The organism is Streptococcus sp. KHUD_017 (assembly GCF_054861245.1).
The window spans coordinates 1,509,819-1,527,775 of the sequence record NZ_CM142175.1; the positions used below are offsets into that span (position 1 = coordinate 1,509,819).

The 17,957-nt window shown below is 40.8% G+C and carries 21 protein-coding genes; 8 read left to right on the top strand and 13 right to left on the bottom strand.

What is annotated here, in order from left to right:
- Positions 1-5 precede the first annotated feature (5 nt).
- From ACVAMZ_RS07455 to nusB, 5 genes are all read left to right on the top strand, one after another.
- Complete coding sequence (locus ACVAMZ_RS07455) at positions 6-992, top strand: zinc-ribbon domain-containing transport protein (protein ID WP_461684501.1); 987 nt, start codon at positions 6-8, stop codon at positions 990-992.
- Between the two features lie 9 nt (positions 993-1,001).
- On the top strand, positions 1,002-2,366 hold the full coding sequence (locus tag ACVAMZ_RS07460) for an SPFH domain-containing protein (RefSeq protein ID WP_461684502.1): 1,365 nt from the start codon (positions 1,002-1,004) through the stop codon (positions 2,364-2,366).
- Positions 2,367-2,445: 79 nt separating this feature from the next.
- Positions 2,446-3,006, top strand: a complete 561-nt coding sequence (efp, locus tag ACVAMZ_RS07465; RefSeq protein WP_006150235.1) for an elongation factor P — start codon at positions 2,446-2,448, stop codon at positions 3,004-3,006.
- A 21-nt stretch (positions 3,007-3,027) separates the two neighbouring features.
- Positions 3,028-3,417 carry an Asp23/Gls24 family envelope stress response protein gene (locus ACVAMZ_RS07470; RefSeq protein WP_006150382.1) on the top strand — a complete coding sequence of 130 codons (390 nt, stop codon included), beginning with the start codon at positions 3,028-3,030 and terminating at the stop codon, positions 3,415-3,417.
- The gene (nusB, locus tag ACVAMZ_RS07475) at positions 3,410-3,832 is read left to right on the top strand and encodes a transcription antitermination factor NusB (protein ID WP_004251901.1); all 423 of its coding nucleotides are present in this window, start codon (positions 3,410-3,412) and stop codon (positions 3,830-3,832) included. Before ACVAMZ_RS07470 ends, nusB begins: the two co-directional genes overlap by 8 nt.
- A gap of 45 nt (positions 3,833-3,877) precedes the next feature.
- Here nusB and ACVAMZ_RS07480 read toward each other — a convergent pair whose 3' ends face one another.
- From ACVAMZ_RS07480 to ACVAMZ_RS07540, 13 genes are all read right to left on the bottom strand, one after another.
- Positions 3,878-4,645 (bottom strand): acetyl-CoA carboxylase carboxyl transferase subunit alpha, encoded by a 768-nt coding sequence (locus ACVAMZ_RS07480; RefSeq protein WP_235083812.1) that lies wholly within the window; start codon positions 4,643-4,645, stop codon positions 3,878-3,880.
- A complete protein-coding gene (gene accD / locus ACVAMZ_RS07485; protein WP_006150078.1) occupies positions 4,645-5,508 on the bottom strand; it encodes an acetyl-CoA carboxylase, carboxyltransferase subunit beta in 864 nt (287 codons plus the stop codon). The genes ACVAMZ_RS07480 and accD overlap by 1 nt, the downstream gene beginning before the upstream one ends.
- A 34-nt stretch (positions 5,509-5,542) precedes the next feature.
- A complete protein-coding gene (accC, locus tag ACVAMZ_RS07490) occupies positions 5,543-6,910 on the bottom strand; it encodes an acetyl-CoA carboxylase biotin carboxylase subunit (protein ID WP_461684503.1) in 1,368 nt (455 codons plus the stop codon).
- 11 nt (positions 6,911-6,921) lie between these two features.
- Positions 6,922-7,344 (bottom strand): 3-hydroxyacyl-ACP dehydratase FabZ, encoded by a 423-nt coding sequence (gene fabZ, locus ACVAMZ_RS07495; RefSeq protein WP_006145014.1) that lies wholly within the window; start codon positions 7,342-7,344, stop codon positions 6,922-6,924.
- Positions 7,341-7,823 (bottom strand): acetyl-CoA carboxylase biotin carboxyl carrier protein, encoded by a 483-nt coding sequence (accB, locus tag ACVAMZ_RS07500; protein WP_461684504.1) that lies wholly within the window; start codon positions 7,821-7,823, stop codon positions 7,341-7,343. Before accB ends, fabZ begins: the two co-directional genes overlap by 4 nt.
- 2 nt (positions 7,824-7,825) lie before the next feature.
- The gene (fabF, locus tag ACVAMZ_RS07505) at positions 7,826-9,061 is read right to left on the bottom strand and encodes a beta-ketoacyl-ACP synthase II (RefSeq protein WP_461684505.1); all 1,236 of its coding nucleotides are present in this window, start codon (positions 9,059-9,061) and stop codon (positions 7,826-7,828) included.
- Between the two features lie 22 nt (positions 9,062-9,083).
- Positions 9,084-9,818: a 3-oxoacyl-[acyl-carrier-protein] reductase gene (fabG, locus tag ACVAMZ_RS07510; protein ID WP_461684506.1), complete on the bottom strand. Its 735-nt coding sequence runs from the start codon at positions 9,816-9,818 to the stop codon at positions 9,084-9,086.
- A gap of 32 nt (positions 9,819-9,850) precedes the next feature.
- On the bottom strand, positions 9,851-10,771 hold the full coding sequence (gene fabD / locus ACVAMZ_RS07515) for an ACP S-malonyltransferase (protein ID WP_461684507.1): 921 nt from the start codon (positions 10,769-10,771) through the stop codon (positions 9,851-9,853).
- Positions 10,764-11,738 carry an enoyl-[acyl-carrier-protein] reductase FabK gene (gene fabK, locus ACVAMZ_RS07520; RefSeq protein WP_016466762.1) on the bottom strand — a complete coding sequence of 325 codons (975 nt, stop codon included), beginning with the start codon at positions 11,736-11,738 and terminating at the stop codon, positions 10,764-10,766. Before fabK ends, fabD begins: the two co-directional genes overlap by 8 nt.
- A 116-nt stretch (positions 11,739-11,854) precedes the next feature.
- Positions 11,855-12,079, bottom strand: coding sequence for an acyl carrier protein (locus tag ACVAMZ_RS07525; RefSeq protein ID WP_000257840.1), 225 nt, complete (start codon positions 12,077-12,079; stop codon positions 11,855-11,857).
- 58 nt (positions 12,080-12,137) lie between these two features.
- A complete protein-coding gene (locus ACVAMZ_RS07530) occupies positions 12,138-13,112 on the bottom strand; it encodes a beta-ketoacyl-ACP synthase III (RefSeq protein WP_414254348.1) in 975 nt (324 codons plus the stop codon).
- Complete coding sequence (gene fabT / locus ACVAMZ_RS07535) at positions 13,112-13,546, bottom strand: fatty acid biosynthesis transcriptional regulator FabT (protein ID WP_414254347.1); 435 nt, start codon at positions 13,544-13,546, stop codon at positions 13,112-13,114. Before fabT ends, ACVAMZ_RS07530 begins: the two co-directional genes overlap by 1 nt.
- Positions 13,547-13,637: 91 nt before the next feature.
- The gene (locus ACVAMZ_RS07540; protein ID WP_461684508.1) at positions 13,638-14,423 is read right to left on the bottom strand and encodes an enoyl-CoA hydratase; all 786 of its coding nucleotides are present in this window, start codon (positions 14,421-14,423) and stop codon (positions 13,638-13,640) included.
- A 253-nt stretch (positions 14,424-14,676) separates the two neighbouring features.
- On the opposite strand from ACVAMZ_RS07540, the gene ACVAMZ_RS07545 reads away from it, so the two are divergent.
- The 3 genes from ACVAMZ_RS07545 to serS all read left to right on the top strand — a co-directional run bounded on the left by ACVAMZ_RS07545 (position 14,677) and on the right by serS (position 17,903).
- On the top strand, positions 14,677-16,041 hold the full coding sequence (locus ACVAMZ_RS07545) for an aspartate kinase (RefSeq protein ID WP_461684509.1): 1,365 nt from the start codon (positions 14,677-14,679) through the stop codon (positions 16,039-16,041).
- Positions 16,042-16,043: 2 nt separating this feature from the next.
- The gene (locus ACVAMZ_RS07550; protein WP_414254344.1) at positions 16,044-16,415 is read left to right on the top strand and encodes a DUF956 family protein; all 372 of its coding nucleotides are present in this window, start codon (positions 16,044-16,046) and stop codon (positions 16,413-16,415) included.
- A gap of 213 nt (positions 16,416-16,628) precedes the next feature.
- On the top strand, positions 16,629-17,903 hold the full coding sequence (serS, locus tag ACVAMZ_RS07555) for a serine--tRNA ligase (protein WP_461684510.1): 1,275 nt from the start codon (positions 16,629-16,631) through the stop codon (positions 17,901-17,903).
- Positions 17,904-17,957: the final 54 nt, after the last annotated feature.

Consider the following 17,957-nt stretch of genomic DNA (forward strand, 5'->3'; position numbering starts at 1 on the left):
GACATATGAAAAAGTTATATACTCTTATCGCTACTTGCTTGCTTCTTCTCTTTGTGACACCCCTACAATCCATCGATGCAGGTGTCGGACATTCTCGAAGTGGTAGCTCTAGTCGCAGTAGCTCACGAAGTAGTAGCAGTTCTCGCAGTAGTAGCTCTAGCCGAAGTCGTTCAAGTGGTAGTTCTTCTTCTAGAAGCAGCTATCGTTCTGGCGGTAGTTACTCAAGTTCAGACGGTTCTCTAGGGACAGGAATGACCATTCTGATCATGTTTGGTGTCGGAGCTTTCTTACTCTTCATGCTTATCAAATATCTGAATGACCAGAATTCATCATCTGGTAAATCTTATGAAAGTTCGACTAGCTACAATGCTGAACCAACACTTCACCGTCGAGTGATAAACAACACCTTGGCTATCGATCGTGTCCGTTCTGGGGACCCAAACTTTGATGCAGACACTTTCACTTCATGGGTTAAAGAAGTCTATATCCAATTACAGGCAGCCTGGACTAAAAAAGATTGGAATTTGGTGCGTTCTCTTGAAAGTGCCAGCCTCTACTCTCAACATAGTGCCCAACTGGAAGACTATATCCAATCTCAAACAACGAATATTTTGGAACGAGTTTATGTCGAGAATGTTCGAATCAAAGATTTCTACGAAAATCCAGATGGAAATGATACTCTAGTTGTTATCCTTTCATCTACTTTGAGAGACTATGTCATCGAAGATAAGACTCGTAAGGTTATTGAGGGAGACCCTCAAAAAGATTTATTTACAGTTTATCAAATGAACTTCATCCGCAAACATGGCAGTCAAACCGAAAGCTCTGTCCAAGATGAAGCCGTTAGCGACCGCTGTCCAAACTGTGGCGCTCCACTGAAAATATCAGCTATCAGCAAATGTGACTATTGCGGATCTGATATCACCCGTAGTCCAAACCAATGGGTTCTTGATACCTATGAAGTTGTGGATGAAGACGAACTATATAATTAGGAGGAAATTATGGGATTTATTCGTATGGCCAAAGAGCAAATTAAGGGAGTTGTTGATGTTGCCAAATCTGCTGGAATTAATAGTCTTAATGACAGTAAATTTAAGGAAGCCGTTGTACTTCCAGAACACGTATCATCAGAAGCATTAGCTGTTAAAGGAATTCTTCTTACAAAAGACCCTGACGGAGTTTCTAGACAAGGTAATCAACATACAGGACTTTTAACAGATGGTTCTGTCGTAATTGTGCCACAAGGTTATGTTGCTATCCTTGTAAATAACGGTACTTTCCTTGGTGATGTTTTAGAAGCTGGTAGCCATGAATGGCGCTCTGGCGAAAACGCTTGGCTTCTAGAAAAAGGGGGAATTAAGGGCACTTGGGAAAACTTCAAGCACCGCTTTTCATTCGCTGGTCAAGTCGTTACTCAACAAGAAATCATCTTTGTCCGTATCCAACCGATTGCGGGTAATAAATTTGGTACCCAAAACGCTGTAGAATACTTCAGTGAACGTTACCAACAATTGCTCAACATCCGTTTCTATGGTTTATTTGATATCAAGATTTCTGATCCAGTCCTTTTCTACGTTAGCTCAATCAGTCAACAAATTGAGGAACATAAACCATTTACACTCCAAGATATTGCTCAAGGAACACTTCGACAAAATATCTCTCCTAAAATCGCAATTGCTATCGCTAAGTATACCAATGAAAACAGAGTTGATATCTATAGCCTCAATGCCAACCAAGATACTTTCAATGAACTTGCTAAGCAAGAAGTCAACAAGGTATGGACAGGACTTTACGGTATTGAAGCAACCAATATCCTTCTTGAGGATTTGAGCTACGACCAAGAAAGCATGGAGATTGTACGTAAACTTGACAGCGAACTCGTTGCTATGAAATACAATACCATCGAGATTGAAGAACGTCGTGCTCGTAACGAAGCTCTTATTGCTGCAGCCAATAACGAAGGTAATGGCAATGGTATGAACATGATTATGGGTATGAACCTAGGACAAACACTTGGTGGTCAATTAAACCAACAAGCTCAACCTGTTAGTCCAAATCAAACTGTTCCCCCAGTACAACCTGCTGATCCAAACCAAGCATTTACTCCGGCCCAAACTGCAAGTCCTGAGCAAGTTGCTAGCCCAGTAGAAACTGTTATCCCTGAACAACCCGCTAACTCAGTAGAAACTACTAATCCAGAAGTAACAACTCCTGTTCAAGAATCTACAACTCAAGAAGTAACAACTCCTGCAGAAGAAACTACTAGTCAAGAAAAACCAACTAATAAAAACTTCTACATCGAAGTAGATGGTAAATATGTCTTGGTAACCAGAAATGAAAATGGGGATATTGTACCCGTCAACTAGGTCATCTTCTCTGATATTTGAGAATTCTAGGCTATTATGATACAATAAAGAGTAAACTATTTATAAAAGAGGTATAAACATGATTGAAGCAAGTAAATTAAAGGCTGGTATGACCTTTGAAACAGCTGACGGAAAATTGATCCGCGTTTTGGAAGCTAGCCACCACAAACCAGGTAAAGGAAACACTATCATGCGTATGAAATTGCGTGATGTCCGTACTGGTTCAACATTTGAAACTAGCTACCGCCCAGAGGAAAAATTTGAACAAGCGATTATCGAAACTGTACCAGCACAATACTTGTACAAAATGGATGAAACAGCTTACTTCATGAACACTGAAACTTACGACCAATACGAAATTCCTGTTGTAAATGTTGAAAACGAATTGCTTTACATCCTTGAAAATTCTGAAGTTAAAATTCAATTTTACGGAACTGAAGTCATCGGTGTAACAGTTCCTACAACTGTTGAATTGACAGTTGCTGAAACTCAACCATCTATTAAAGGTGCTACTGTTACCGGTTCTGGTAAACCAGCTACAATGGAAACTGGACTTGTCGTTAACGTTCCAGACTTCATCGAAGCAGGACAAAAACTCGTTATCAACACTGCAGAAGGAACTTACGTTTCTCGTGCCTAATCTCTAGAAAGAGGTCATTCTATGGGAATTGAAGAACAATTAGGCGAAATCGTTATCGCCCCACGTGTACTTGAAAAAATCATTGCTATCGCTACAGCTAAAGTTGATGGTGTCCACTCTTTTTCAAACAAATCAGTATCTGACACCCTTTCAAAACTTTCACTCGGCCGTGGTGTCTATCTAAAAGAATCTGAAGAAGAGCTAACAGCTGATATCTATCTCTATCTTGAGTATGGTGTCAAGGTTCCTAAGGTTGCAATGGCTATTCAAAAAGCTGTAAAAGATGCCGTTCGTAATATGGCTGATGTTGAACTCAATGCTGTGAATATTCACGTTGCTGGTATTGCACCAGATAAGACACCAAAACCAGCATTAAAAGATTTGTTTGATGAGGACTTCCTCAATGACTAGTCCATTATTAGAATCCAGACGCGAACTAAGAAAATGTGCCTTCCAAGCACTGATGAGTCTTGAATATGGTTCTGATATTGAAACAGCTTGTCGCTTCGCTTATACTCATGATCGAGAAGACGACGAGGTAAAACTCCCTAGCTTCCTAATCGATCTTGTATCTGGTGTTCAAGCTCAAAAAGAGGAACTAGACAAACAAATCACTCAGCATTTAAAGTCTGGTTGGACGATTGAACGTTTAACCTTAGTTGAAAAGAATTTATTGCGTTTGGGAGTTTTCGAAATCACTTCATTTGATACTCCTCAACTCGTAGCTGTGAATGAAGCTATTGAACTTGCAAAAAGCTTTTCAGATCAAAAATCAGCCCGTTTCATCAACGGACTGCTCAGCCAGTTTGTAACTGAAGAAAACTAACTATAGAAAAAGTGTTTGACTATTATCAAACACTTTTTTATGTTTTTAATATTTTCTAAAGCGTTGGTAACGATCTTCAATGAGTTGATCTAGTGGCAGTTTACCAAGTTCATCAAGTTCTGCTCGGAGTTGTTCTTTGACTTGCTTGATTAAATCTTTGCTTGATAGGCCCACCTCAGAAATAACCTTATCTACAATCTTCATATCTAGCAATTCGAAAGAAGTAATTTTCATCAACTCTGCAGCTTCCATGGCACGACTGCCATCCTTCCAAAGGATAGAAGCAAAACCTTCAGGACTGAGAACTGCATAGATCGAGTTTTCTAACATCCAAACACGGTCAGCTACGGCAAGAGCGAGGGCTCCACCAGAACCACCTTCACCAATAATAATAGCGATTATCGGCACCTTAAGATCGCTCATCTCCATGAGGTTACGAGCAATAGCTTCACCTTGACCACGCTCCTCTGCTCCGACACCAGGATAGGCACCTGCCGTGTTGATAAAAGTTACAACAGGACGGCCAAATTTTTCAGCCTGCTTCATCAAGCGAAGGGCTTTTCGATAGCCTTCTGGATGAGGTTGACCAAAGTTACGGTTAAGATTGTCTTGTAAACTTTTACCTTTTTGAATCCCAACAACAGTTACTGCTTGGTTTCCCAACCAACCGATACCACCAATAACAGCACCATCATCTCGGAAAGAGCGATCACCATGGAGCTCTACAAAGTCATCAAATATTCCTGTTGCGAAGTCCAAGGCAGTTAAGCGGGTTTGTTCACGTGCTTCTCTGACGATTTTTGCAATATTCATCAACAATCCCCCTTATGTAACCTTACTAATCGAGCAATCATATCTGGCAGTTCTCTCCGTTTAACAATCGCATCCACAAAGCCATGTTCTAACAAAAACTCTGCCTTCTGGAAATCCTCTGGCAAATCTTCCCTTACGGTATTTTCAATGACACGACGTCCAGCAAATCCTACCAAACTTTGAGGCTCTGCCAAGATAATATCACCTTCCATGGCAAAGGAAGCTGTAACACCTCCGGTTGTTGGATCTGTTAGGATAGTCAGATAAAAGAGACCTGCATTGGAATGACGTTTAACTGCTGCAGAGATTTTAGCCATCTGCATCAAACTCATGATTCCTTCTTGCATACGTGCTCCACCAGATGCTGTAAACAAGACGACTGGTAATTTTTCAGCTGTCGCGTATTCAAACAATCGGGTGATTTTCTCACCAACGACCGTTCCCATAGACGCCATGATAAAGTTGGAATCCATGATTCCGAGGGCTACCTTTTCCCCCTTGATCAAAGCAGTTCCTGTAACAACAGCCTCATCAAGCCCTGTTTTTTCACGCATAGAGGCTAATTTTTTCTGGTAGCCTGGAAATTCCAATGGATCCTGCGTCTCAATCCCAGTAAACATCTCTAAGAAGCTTCCCATATCGATGGTCAAAGAAAGACGCTCTTGAGCTGAGATACGGAAGGTATAGCCACAGTGAGGACAAATACGCTCACTCCCTAGATCTTTTTGGTAAATGGTGTGTTTACAACCTGGACATTTTGAGAAGAGTTCGTCTGGAACCTCAGGTTTAGCTTGGGGCTTTTCTCTAAGTGAACGATTGGGATTAATTCGTATATATTTATCTTTTTTACTAAATAGAGCCATACATCCCCCTTTTCAGTCTCATACTCTTTTTATATTATTCTTTTTCTTGATAGTGTGGTAAGAAAGTTTCCATCAAGAATGAAGTATCGTAGTCTCCTGCTATCACTCGACGATCAGAAATCAAATCGAGCTGAAAATCAGCATTGGTGACAACCCCTTCAATTTCGAGTTCATAAAGAGCTCGTTGCATTTTCATGAGTGCATCAAATCGATTTTCACCATGAACAATAATTTTAGCAATCATACTATCATAGTATGGCGGAATGCTATAACCAGGATAAACTGCTGAGTCAACACGCAAGCCCACACCACCACTTGGTAGATAAAGATTGGTAATCTTCCCTGGGCTTGGTGCAAAATTAAAGACTGGGTTTTCTGCATTGATACGGCACTCAATGGAATGTCCTTTTAGAACAATGTCTTCTTGTTTCAAAGTCAATGGTTGACCCGCTGCGATACGGATTTGTTCCTTGACAATATCTACACCTGAAACAAATTCGGTTACCGGGTGTTCCACTTGGACACGCGTATTCATCTCCATAAAGTAGAATTTGCCACTTGCTTCATCTAGTAGGAATTCAATCGTACCAGCATTTTCGTAGCCTACAGACTCCGCTGCACGAACTGCCGCAGCACCAATTTCATTACGAAGGGTTTTTCCAATAGCAATCGAAGGACTTTCTTCTAAAACCTTTTGGTTATTCCGTTGAAGCGAACAGTCACGCTCACCAAGGTGAATAACATGTCCCATTTGGTCAGCAAGAATCTGTACTTCAATATGGCGAGCAGGATAAATCACACGCTCAAGGTACATAGCTCCATTACCAAAGTTGGCTTTGGCTTCTCTAGAGGCTGTTTCAAAGGCTGACACGAGATCTTCTGCTTTTTCAACCTTACGAATCCCTTTTCCACCACCTCCAGCTGAAGCTTTCAGCATAACTGGATAACCAATTTTTTCAGCAATAGCAAGAGCCTCTTCTGCTGTATGGACCTCTCCATCTGATCCTGGAATGACAGGCACATTGGCCTTAATCATTTGAGCACGGGCGTTAATTTTATCTCCCATGACATCCATGACACGAGCTGATGGTCCGATAAATTTGATCCCAACTTCTTCACACATGGTTGCAAATTTGGAATTTTCACTTAAAAAACCAAATCCAGGGTGAATAGCTTCAGCTTCAGTCAAGACTGCAGCTGATAGGATGGCATTGATGTTCAGATAAGATTCTGTAGCCTTCCCAGGGCCGATACAGATAGCCTCATCAGCCAAAAGCGTGTGGAGAGCTTCCTTGTCAGCAGTCGAATAGACAGCGACTGTTGCAATTCCTAATTCTCGTGCCGCACGAATAATACGAACAGCGATTTCACCACGATTGGCAATTAAAATCTTACGAAACATGGAAAACCTCCCTAGTTTCCAATAGCAAAGGTTAGAGTACCGCTTGCTGCAAGCTTACCATCTACTTCTGCCTTCGCTTCTACTACGGCGATGGTGCCACGACGCTTGACAAAAGTTGCTGTCATGACAAGCTGATCACCAGGAACAACTTGTTTCTTAAATTTCACTTTGTCCATACCAGCATAGAAAACAAGCTTCCCTTTGTTTTCAGGTTTTGATAATTCCAAGACACCTGCTGTTTGTGCCAAAGCTTCCATGATCAAGACACCTGGCATTACAGGATAGGCTGGAAAGTGTCCGTTGAAGAAAGGTTCATTAATCGTTACATTTTTAATAGCAACGATTGTATCTTCACTGACTTCCAAGACACGATCCACTAAGAGCATCGGATAGCGGTGGGGCAAAGCTTCTTTAATTCCTTGAATATCAATCATTTGATACGTACCAAGCCTTTCCCGAACTCAACCATTTCTTCATTGGCAACAAGAATTTCTGTTACGACACCATCTTTAGGTGCTGGAATTTCGTTCATGACCTTCATAGCTTCGATGATGACCAAGGTTTGGCCTTTTTTAACAGTATCACCAACTGAAACAAAATTAGGTTTATCAGGTCCGGCAGCCAAATAAGCAACTCCGACAAGTGGACTTTCTACAAGGTCTCCTTCAGCTACAGACTCAGTAACACTTGATTCTGAAGCTGCTTCTGCAGCTGGTGTTGTAGTTGGAGCTTGTGGTGCAACTGTTGGTGCAGCTGCTGAAACCACTGGTTGAGATGCTGGACTTGTTTCTGCCACAAGTTTCGCTTCATTCTTACTGAAGACCAACTCGTCCGTTCCATTTTTATAAGAAAATTCTTTCAAGCTTGACTGGTCAAATTGTGCCATCAAGTCTTTGATTTCATTTAAATTCATTTTTACTTATTCTCCCAACGTTTGAAAGCAAGAACTGCATTATGCCCACCAAATCCAAAAGTATTTGAGATAGCATAAGGAATTTCACGTTCCAAGCCTTGTCCATAAATAACGTTTGCTTCAATGTAGTCTGACACTTCTGTGGTTCCGGCTGTCATTGGAACATAGTTGTTACGGATTGCTTCAATTGTTGCAATAGCCTCAACTGCGCCTGCTGCACCGAGCAAGTGTCCTGTAAATGACTTGGTTGAAGATACAGGTACTTCCTTACCAAGAACCGCTACAATCGCTCCACTTTCTCCTTTTTCATTAGCTGGAGTTGATGTACCGTGGGCATTGACATAGGCTACTTGGTCTGGTGTAATCTCAGCTTCATCCAAGGCAAGTTTGATAGCTTTAATAGCCCCTTGACCTTCTGGATGTGGTGAAGTCATGTGGTAAGCATCACAAGTGTTACCATAACCAACAACTTCGGCAAGGATAGTTGCTCCACGTTTTTCTGCGTGCTCTAAGCTTTCAAGAACCAACATACCTGATCCTTCACCCATGACAAATCCATTACGGTCTTTGTCAAATGGAATAGAAGCACGAGTTGGATCTTCTGTTGTTGAAAGAGCTGTTAAGGCTTGGAAACCTGCAATCGCAAATGGAGTAATAGATGATTCTGAACCACCAACCAACATGATATCTTGGAAGCCAAACTTGATAGAACGGAAGGCATCTCCGATAGCATCATTTGATGAAGCGCAAGCAGTATTGATAGATTTACAGATACCATTTGCACCAAAGCGCATAGCAACATTTCCTGCTGCCATATTTGGCAAAGCTTTTGGAAGTGTCAATGGTTTTACACGTTTTGGACCTTTTTCGTGAAGACGAAGCACTTGGTCTTCGATTTCTCTGATTCCACCGATACCTGATGCAACAATGACACCAAAGCGATCTTTATCAAGCGCTTCTACGTCAAGATTTGCATTGTTCACCGCTTCTTGAGCTGCATACAAGGCATATAAAGAATAATCATCGAAACGATTGGTATCTTTTTTTACAAAGTATTTGTCAAACGGAAAATCGTTAATTTCTGCTGCATTATGAACATCAAAAGCACTGTGATCAAATTTGGTGATTTCACCAATTCCAATATTTCCATTTTTAAGACTGTTCCAAAATTCTTCTGGTGTGTTACCGATTGGAGATGTTAATCCATAACCTGTTACTACTACTCGATTTAGTTTCATTTTCATACCTCTATTTTAACTCTTATTGCATGGTTAGTCCACCATCAATTGCAATGACCTGTCCCGTTAGATAATCTTGGCTTGCAAGAAAGGCTGTGACCTCTGCGACCTGCTCAGCTTGGCCAAATTGTTTCATCGGAATTTGTGCTAACATAGCATCTTTCACCTTATCAGATAGGACTGCAGTCATATCTGATTCAATCATTCCTGGTGCAATAGCATTGACACGCACATTACGATTGGCAACTTCACGTGCTACTGATTTAGTAAATCCAATTAAACCAGCTTTAGAAGCAGCGTAGTTTGCTTGACCGATATTTCCCATCAAACCAACAACACTCGACATGTTGATAATAGCACCTTCACGTGCTTTTATCATCTGTTTCAAAACAGCTTGTGTCATATTGAAGGCACCTGTCAAATTGATTTTCAAGACCTTCTCAAAATCTTCTTCTGTCATCTTCAGCATGAGGGTGTCTTGAGTAATCCCAGCATTATTCACTAGGACATCGACTGATCCTAGTTCTTTAATCGCTTGATCCACCATGCGTTTTGCATCTGTGAAGTCTGAGACATCACCAGAAATAGCAAGTACCTTCACACCATATGGTTTAAACTCGTTTAGAAGCTCCTCGGAGATTTCACCACGACTATTCAAGACAACGTTAGCTCCCAAGCTAGCAAATTTATGAGCAATGGCAAGACCAATTCCTCGACTTGAGCCTGTAATAAAGACATTTTTCTGTTTTAGTTTCATTTTTCTCCTTTCAGAACTTCTACCACATTAGTCTAATTTTCTAAGAGTGCTTGTAGACTCGCTTGATCTTCCACATTAGCAAGTTGAGCTGTTTTATCAATTTTTTTGACAAATCCTGACAAGACTTTCCCAGGGCCAATCTCGATAAAACGAGTTACACCAGCTTCTTGCATGACTGCAATGCTTTCATAAAAACGAACAGGTTCCTTAACTTGACGAGTCAAGAGTTCTGCAATTCGTTCTTTTTCCATGACCTTTGCTTCTGTATTACCAACAAGTGGACAAGCAAAGTCATTAAACTCAACATCTTCTAGGACTTGAGCTAATTTTTGACTAGCAGATTCCAATAAAGCTGTATGGAAAGGTCCAGAAACATTTAGCGGAATCAAGCGTTTTGCTCCCGCTTCCTGCAAAAGTTCAACTGCACAATCTACTGCAGCTACCTCACCACCGATAACAATCTGGCTTGGAGTATTGTAGTTAGCTGGAGTCACAACACCAAGTTGAGAAGCTTCTTGACAAGCTTGTTCAATAACTTCAACTGGAGTATTGAGTACGGCTACCATTTTACCAGACCCAGCAGGTGCCGCTTCTTCCATATAAGATCCACGCTTAGCAACTAGAGCCACCGCATCCTCAAAATCCAAAGCACCACTAGCTACGAGGGCAGAATATTCACCAAGAGACAGACCTGCCACCATATCTGGTTGGTAACCCTTCTCCTTTAGTAGTCGGTAAATGGAAACGGATGTAGCCAAAATAGCTGGTTGTGTGTAACGAGTCTGATTTAGCTTCGTTTCATCGTTATCAATCAAGTCACGAAGATCATAACCTAAGACCTGGCTAGCTTGGTCGATTGTTTCCTTGACGATAGCATATTGGTCGTATAGTTCACGTCCCATTCCAAGGTACTGGGCTCCTTGACCTGCAAATAGAAAGGCTGTTTTAGTCATTTCTTGTAACTCCTGCCCAACGAGCGGCTTCTTTTTGAATTTTCTCAGCTGCACCATAGTAGATATCTTTTAAGATTTCTTCAACAGTTTCTTCTTTCGATACCAAACCTGCAATCTGACCGGCCATTACTGAACCACCATCCACGTCACCATGGACAACAGCCTTAGCTAAGGCTCCAGCGCCCATTTGTTCAAAGATTTCCAAATCTGGATTTTCTTGTTTAAAGGCATCTTTTTCAGCTTGCTCGAAATCACGAGTCAATTGGTTTTTGATAGCACGAACTGCGTGTCCAAAATGTTGTGCTGAAATCGTTGTATCAATATCTCGGGCTTTTAAAATTTTAGCTTTATAGTTTGGATGAGCATTAGATTCTTTAGCAACTACAAAACGAGTTCCTACTTGAACAGCTTCAGCACCAAGCATAAATCCAGCTGCAGCTCCCTCGCCGTCTGCAATACCACCTGCAGCGATAACAGGAATTGAAACAGCCGCCGCAACTTGGCGAACCAAGGTCATAGTTGTTAATTTACCAATATGTCCGCCGGCTTCCATACCTTCAGCAATGACAGCATCCGCACCGATTTTTTCCATACGTTTAGCCAAAGCAACACTTGGAACTACAGGAATAACGGTAATCCCCGCTTCATGGAATCGCTCCATGTATTTACTTGGGTTTCCTGCACCAGTTGTGACTACCTTAACCCCTTCTTCAATAACGAGGTCAACAATATCATCAACAAATGGAGACAAGAGCATAATGTTTACACCAAAAGGCTTGTCTGTTAAAGATTTAATCTTATCGATATTGGCTTTAACTACTTCTTTAGGTGCATTTCCCCCACCAATGATACCAAGCCCACCAGCTTTTGAAACAGCTCCAGCCAAATCTCCATCTGCCACCCAGGCCATTCCACCTTGGAAGATAGGATATTTAATATTTAATAGTTCAGTGATACGTGTTTTCATAGTGCCTCCATAAGTCTTGCTTACGTAATAGTTCGACTTTATTATAATTTGACGGTCAAACTATTACCTAAACAAGAGGGAGCGGGTCTCCCCTACTCCTTCTTTATTTATTCTAATTATTTTGTTTGCTCTTCAACGTAAGCAACCAAGTCGCCAACTGTTTTCAAGTTGTCTTCAGCTTCGATTTGGATATCAAAAGCATCTTCGATTTCTGAAATAACTTGGAACAAGTCCAATGAATCTGCATCCAAATCATCAAAAGTAGATTCAAGTGTTACTTCTGATGCATCTTTTCCAAGTTCTTCAACGATAATTTCTTGTACTTTTTCAAATACTGCCATGATAGACTCCTTTAAAATAAATAGTTTTTTTATAACAATGTGATCGCCACATGATTACCTAAATTGTAACAATAAGTGTGCCCCATGTCAAACCTCCACCGAAACCTGACAAGAGAATTTTTTGGCTACCATCCAAATGGATGAGCCCTTCTTCTACACACTCAGAAAGTAAAATCGGAATACTTGCCGCACTGGTATTTCCATACTTCGTCATATTAGCAGGAAGTTTGTCACGATCGACACCGATTTTTCTAGCCATCTTATCTAAAATTCGAATATTAGCTTGATGAAGTAATAGATAATCGAGTTCATCTGCTGATATTGGACTTTTTTCGATGGTCTGTTTAATAGATTTAGCCACGTCTCGAATTGCGAAGTCGAAAACTGCTCTCCCATCCATTTTCAAGAAAACATCTGGTTCTTCTTGAATAGAAAATGGTGAAATCAATCCTGTCTTTCCATAGGTGAGACACTCACCACGAGAACCATCGCTATTGAGACTTTCTGATAAGAAATGTTCTTGATCACTTGCCTCAAGTAGCACTCCGCCAGCTCCATCTCCAAACAAGACAGCTGTTGAGCGGTCAGACCAGTCCAAAGATTTTGACATGGTCTCACTACCGATAACAAGACCTTTTCGATATGTTCCTGAAGAAATGAACTTCTCTGCCGTTGATAGAGCAAAGACAAATCCACTGCAAGCGGCTGTTAAATCATAGGCAAAAGCCTTATGAGCACCAATCCTTGCCTGAACACGAGCTGCGGTTGAAGGCATCATCGAGTCAGGTGTCATAGTAGCCAGAATAATAAAATCTAACTCTTCAGCAGAAATCCCTGCCTTGTCCAGAAGTTGTCTTGCAACCTCTGTAGCCAAATCTCCTGTTGATTCTGTTTTAGAAATATGACGTTCTTTAATCCCTGTCCGACTTGAGATCCATTCATCACTCGTATCCATGACCTGAGCCAAGTCTTCGTTAGTGATAATCTGCTCTGGAGCATAATGAGCGACCTGGCTTATTTTTGCAAAAGCCATTACTTCAAATCCTCCAAAAAGTGATAAAGATTAGTCAACCCTTTACCCATAACTTCCATCTCTTCAGGACTCATGCCTTCGATAATTCTTTCGACCATGGCCTTATGGAAACGTTTATGGAGACGATGTACAAGGCGACCTCTCTTTGTCAAATGAAGATGTACTACACGACGATCCTGATCTGAACGAATCCGTTCGATGTATCCTTTTCGCTCCAGATTGTTTAAGCTCGTTGTCACAGTCCCTAGTGTTACCATCAACTCTTTGGAAACTTGACTTGGAGTCACTTCTGGATACTTACCGATAACATCAATCGTGTGCATTTCTTTGATAGAGATATCTTTGAAACGACTACCTCGCAAACTTACTTCCTCGATCACTAGGACGTTGTTAAAAATTGATGTTAAATAGTCATTGACTTGTTGGTAGTCCATTTCTCTTCCCTCCTTACCAAAAAAAGTTTTATAATCAAAACATTTGACTAGAAAAGTATATCAAACTTCAAAGAATTGTGCAAGCATTTTTTTATTTCCCGACAAATTTTGGACGTCTTCTCTCAGAATGTGCACGTACACCTTCTTTAAAATCTTCTGTGTAGGATAGTGATTCTTGCAATTCTAATTCAAGTTTAGCGTATTCATGCCACTGTTTAAACTCACTTTCCCAAACAAGTTTCTTAATCGCAGCATAGGAATTTGAAGAACCACGTCTCAACTTCTTCAACAATTGTTCTCTTGTTTTTTCTAATTGTTCACTAGTACATAGACGATATAGAGCTCCTGCCTCCATTGCTTTTTCAGCGGTAAAGGCTTCACCTGTCATAGCTAATTGCGTTGCACGAGTTGCACCAAGTGATCTTGTAAGCAAGAATAAGCCGCCCGCGTCAGGAGCTAAGCCCACACCTACAAAAGCCTGGATGAATTTAGCTTTGTCAGATGCGATACAGAAATCAACTGCCAAGGCCATATTGGCTGCAGCTCCAGCAACTGCTCCATCAACTTCCATGATAACAGGTTTAGGAATCTGTTTAATCTTATAAGAAATAGTATTGACCAATTCAGCAATTCGAGTTAAGGAAGCAATATCATCCTCATCAACAGCACGTTTCATTTCAACTAAATCGCCACCGACAGAAAACACCTTACCAGCAGCATTGATTAGAATAAATGAAACTGAATTGTCTTTTTCAGCTAATTCCAGTGCTTCTAAAATTTCTTCACACATAGGAATATGGAAACCATTTGCCACCTCGGGACGATTTAATGTAATCACCGCTAAATCGTTTTGAATTTGAAAGATAATATGATTCATAGCCACTCCTTTAATTTAAATAGCTGATTAAATTGTTTTATCTTCAAAGTATATCTTTTTATTTCCATTTACACAAGCAAAAATCGATTAAAAGTGTATCAGCCGATTTTTAAAGAATTTTTTCTATACTTAAAATAGTTAGGTTAAGATAATCACGTTCATACCTCTAATATGATATAGCCTTTCCTATTGCAGATTGAAAAAAGCCCTTCTTTCTGCTATAATCGTATAAAATACTAACTGAGGAGTTTTTATGAAGGTTGTAAAATTTGGGGGAAGTTCACTCGCCTCTGCAAGCCAATTGAAGAAGGTTTTAAACATTGTAAAAAGTGACCCCGAACGTCGTTTTGTAGTTGTATCTGCACCAGGAAAGCGCGATGCTAAAGATACCAAAGTTACGGATGCTTTGATTAAATATTATCGTGATTATGTAGCGGGAAATGATATCAGTGCTAGTCAAAATTGGATTATCGATCGTTACGCTGCAATGGTTAGCGAACTAGGGCTTAAACCTGCTGTTTTAGAACGAATCTCTAAAAGCATCCGAACTCTCGCTACCCTTCCAATTGAAAACAATGAATTTCTTTACGATACCTTCCTTGCTGCAGGTGAAAATAACAACGCTAAACTGATTGCAGCTTACTTTAACCAAAATGGTTTAGAAGCGCGCTATGTTCATCCACGAGAGGCTGGGATTGTTGTTACAAGCGAACCTGGAAATGCTCGTATCATTCCTTCAAGTTATGATAAAATCGAAGAGCTCAATAATGGAACGGAAGTTCTGGTTATTCCCGGATTCTTCGGTGTGACTAAAGAGAATCAAATCTGTACCTTCTCACGTGGTGGATCTGATATCACTGGTTCAATTATCGCAGCTGGAGTTAAAGCTGACCTTTATGAAAATTTTACTGATGTTGACGGAATTTTTGCTGCCCACCCTGGTATCATTCACAAACCACACTCAATCCCTGAATTGACTTACCGTGAAATGCGAGAATTGGCCTATGCAGGTTTCTCTGTACTACATGACGAAGCTCTCCTTCCGGCCTACCGCGGGAAAATTCCTCTTGTTATCAAAAATACCAATAATCCTGAACATCCGGGTACTCGCATCGTTCTAAAACACAGCAGTGATGAATTCCCAGTAGTGGGGATTGCTGGTGATTCTGGTTTTGTCAGCATCAATATGTCTAAATACCTGATGAACCGCGAAGTTGGTTTTGGTCGTAAAGTGCTTCAAATTCTAGAAGACCTGAATATTGGTTGGGAACATATGCCAACTGGTATCGATGACCTATCTATCATTCTACGTTCACGAGAATTAACTCCTATTAAAGAAGAAGAAATCCTTCGTCAATTAGTTCAAAAAGCTGAAGTTGACCATGCTGAAATCGAACATGACCTCTCTATCATAATGATTGTTGGCGAAAAAATGAAGCGCCATATCGGGGTAACTGCTACAGCCACTCGCGCCTTGTCTGAAAATAATATCAACATTCAAATGATGTCACAAGGTTCTAGTGAAGTTTCGATCATGTTCGTTGTCCACAAAGACCAAGAAAAAGCGGCTCTAAAGGCTCTATACCATGCCTTTTTCGGTGAAAGTAAGGAAGACTAAACATGGCACAATCTCTCAACAAAGTCATTGACCTACAAACTACTGGAACCTCCTATCTTTCCATTTCAGGAAAGGTTGGAAAATTTCTGGTTGGAGATCAGGCTTTAGAATTTTACGCAGACCGTAATGTTGAGGATTACATTCAGATTCCCTGGTCCAGCGTTAACCAAATCGGAGCCAATGTCTCTAGGCGCAAGGTTAGTCGTCATTTCGAAGTCTTCACTGACCAAGGAAAATTCCTCTTTGCTTCAAAAGATTCTGGAAAAATTCTTAAAATTGCTCGTGAAAAGCTAGGTAATGATAAGGTCATTAAGCTTCCAACCTTACTCCAAATCATCGGTCATAAAATCAAAAATCTATTTGCAAAAAAATAGAAAGTTTAGTATAATCATAGAAACGGATAAGTAGGTTATCCTCTTCTTCCAGAAAGTCTGCGGATGCTGCGAGCAGATAGGAGAGATAGGTGAAATTCTACCGTTATTTCAAATCAAATACAGAATCAAGTGCACACCTGTGAAGTTGGATGGAACCGTGGCCCTGCCACTCCAACGCTTTGTCAGGTGTGCTTTTTTCATAAAGGAGTTCTTATGTTAGATATCAAACGTATTCGTACAGACTTTGATGCTGTCGCTGAAAAATTAGCTACACGTGGTGTAGATGCTACTATCTTGAATGAAATGAAGGAAATCGACGCAAAACGTCGTGACATCTTAGTCAAGGTTGAAACCCTCAAGGCAGAGCGTAACACGGTTTCTGCTGAAATTGCTCAAGCTAAGCGCAACAAGGAAAATGCAGACGATAAGATTACTGCCATGCAAACCCTCTCTGCAGAGGTAAAAGCTCTGGATGCTGAATTAGCTGAAATTGATGCTAAATTGACAGAATTTACCACTACTCTTCCAAACATTCCAGCTGATAGTGTCCCTATTGGTGCTGACGAGGATGATAACGTAGAAGTTCGCCGTTGGGGAACTCCTCGTGAGTTTGACTTTGAACCAAAAGCCCACTGGGATCTCGGAGAAGACCTTGGTATCCTTGACTGGGAACGTGGTGGAAAAGTTACTGGAGCTCGATTCCTCTTCTATAAAGGCCTCGGAGCTCGCTTGGAACGTGCTATCTACAACTTCATGTTGGATGAGCATGGTAAAGAAGGCTATACTGAAGTCATCACACCTTACATGGTCAACCATGATTCTATGTTTGGTACTGGTCAATATCCAAAATTCAAGGAAGATACTTTTGAGCTCAGTGATACCAACTATGTCCTCATTCCTACAGCTGAAGTACCTTTGACTAACTACTACCGTGATGAAATCATTGATGGTAAGGAACTGCCAATCTACTTTACTGCTATGAGTCCATCATTCCGTTCTGAAGCTGGTTCAGCTGGTCGCGATACTCGCGGTTTGATCCGTTTGCACCAATTCCACAAGGTTGAAATGGTGAAATTTGCTAAACCTGAAGAATCATACGAAGAATTGGAAAAGATGACAGCCAACGCTGAAAACATCCTTCAAAAACTCAACCTTCCATACCGTGTGGTTGCTCTCTCTACTGGAGATATGGGCTTCTCAGCTGCGAAAACTTATGACTTGGAAGTGTGGATTCCTGCACAAAATACTTATCGTGAAATCTCAAGCTGTTCAAATACAGAAGATTTCCAAGCTCGTCGTGCCCAAATCCGTTACCGTGATGAAGCTGATGGCAAAGTAAAACTCCTTCACACTTTGAATGGTTCTGGACTTGCTGTTGGACGTACCGTTGCTGCAATTCTTGAAAACTATCAAAATGAAGATGGTTCTGTCACTATTCCAGAAGTCCTTCGTCCATACATGGGTGGCGCTGAAGTCATCGCACCATAATAAAATAAACATAAAAAGAGGAAGCTCGACTTCCTCTTTTGCATTTCATGTAAA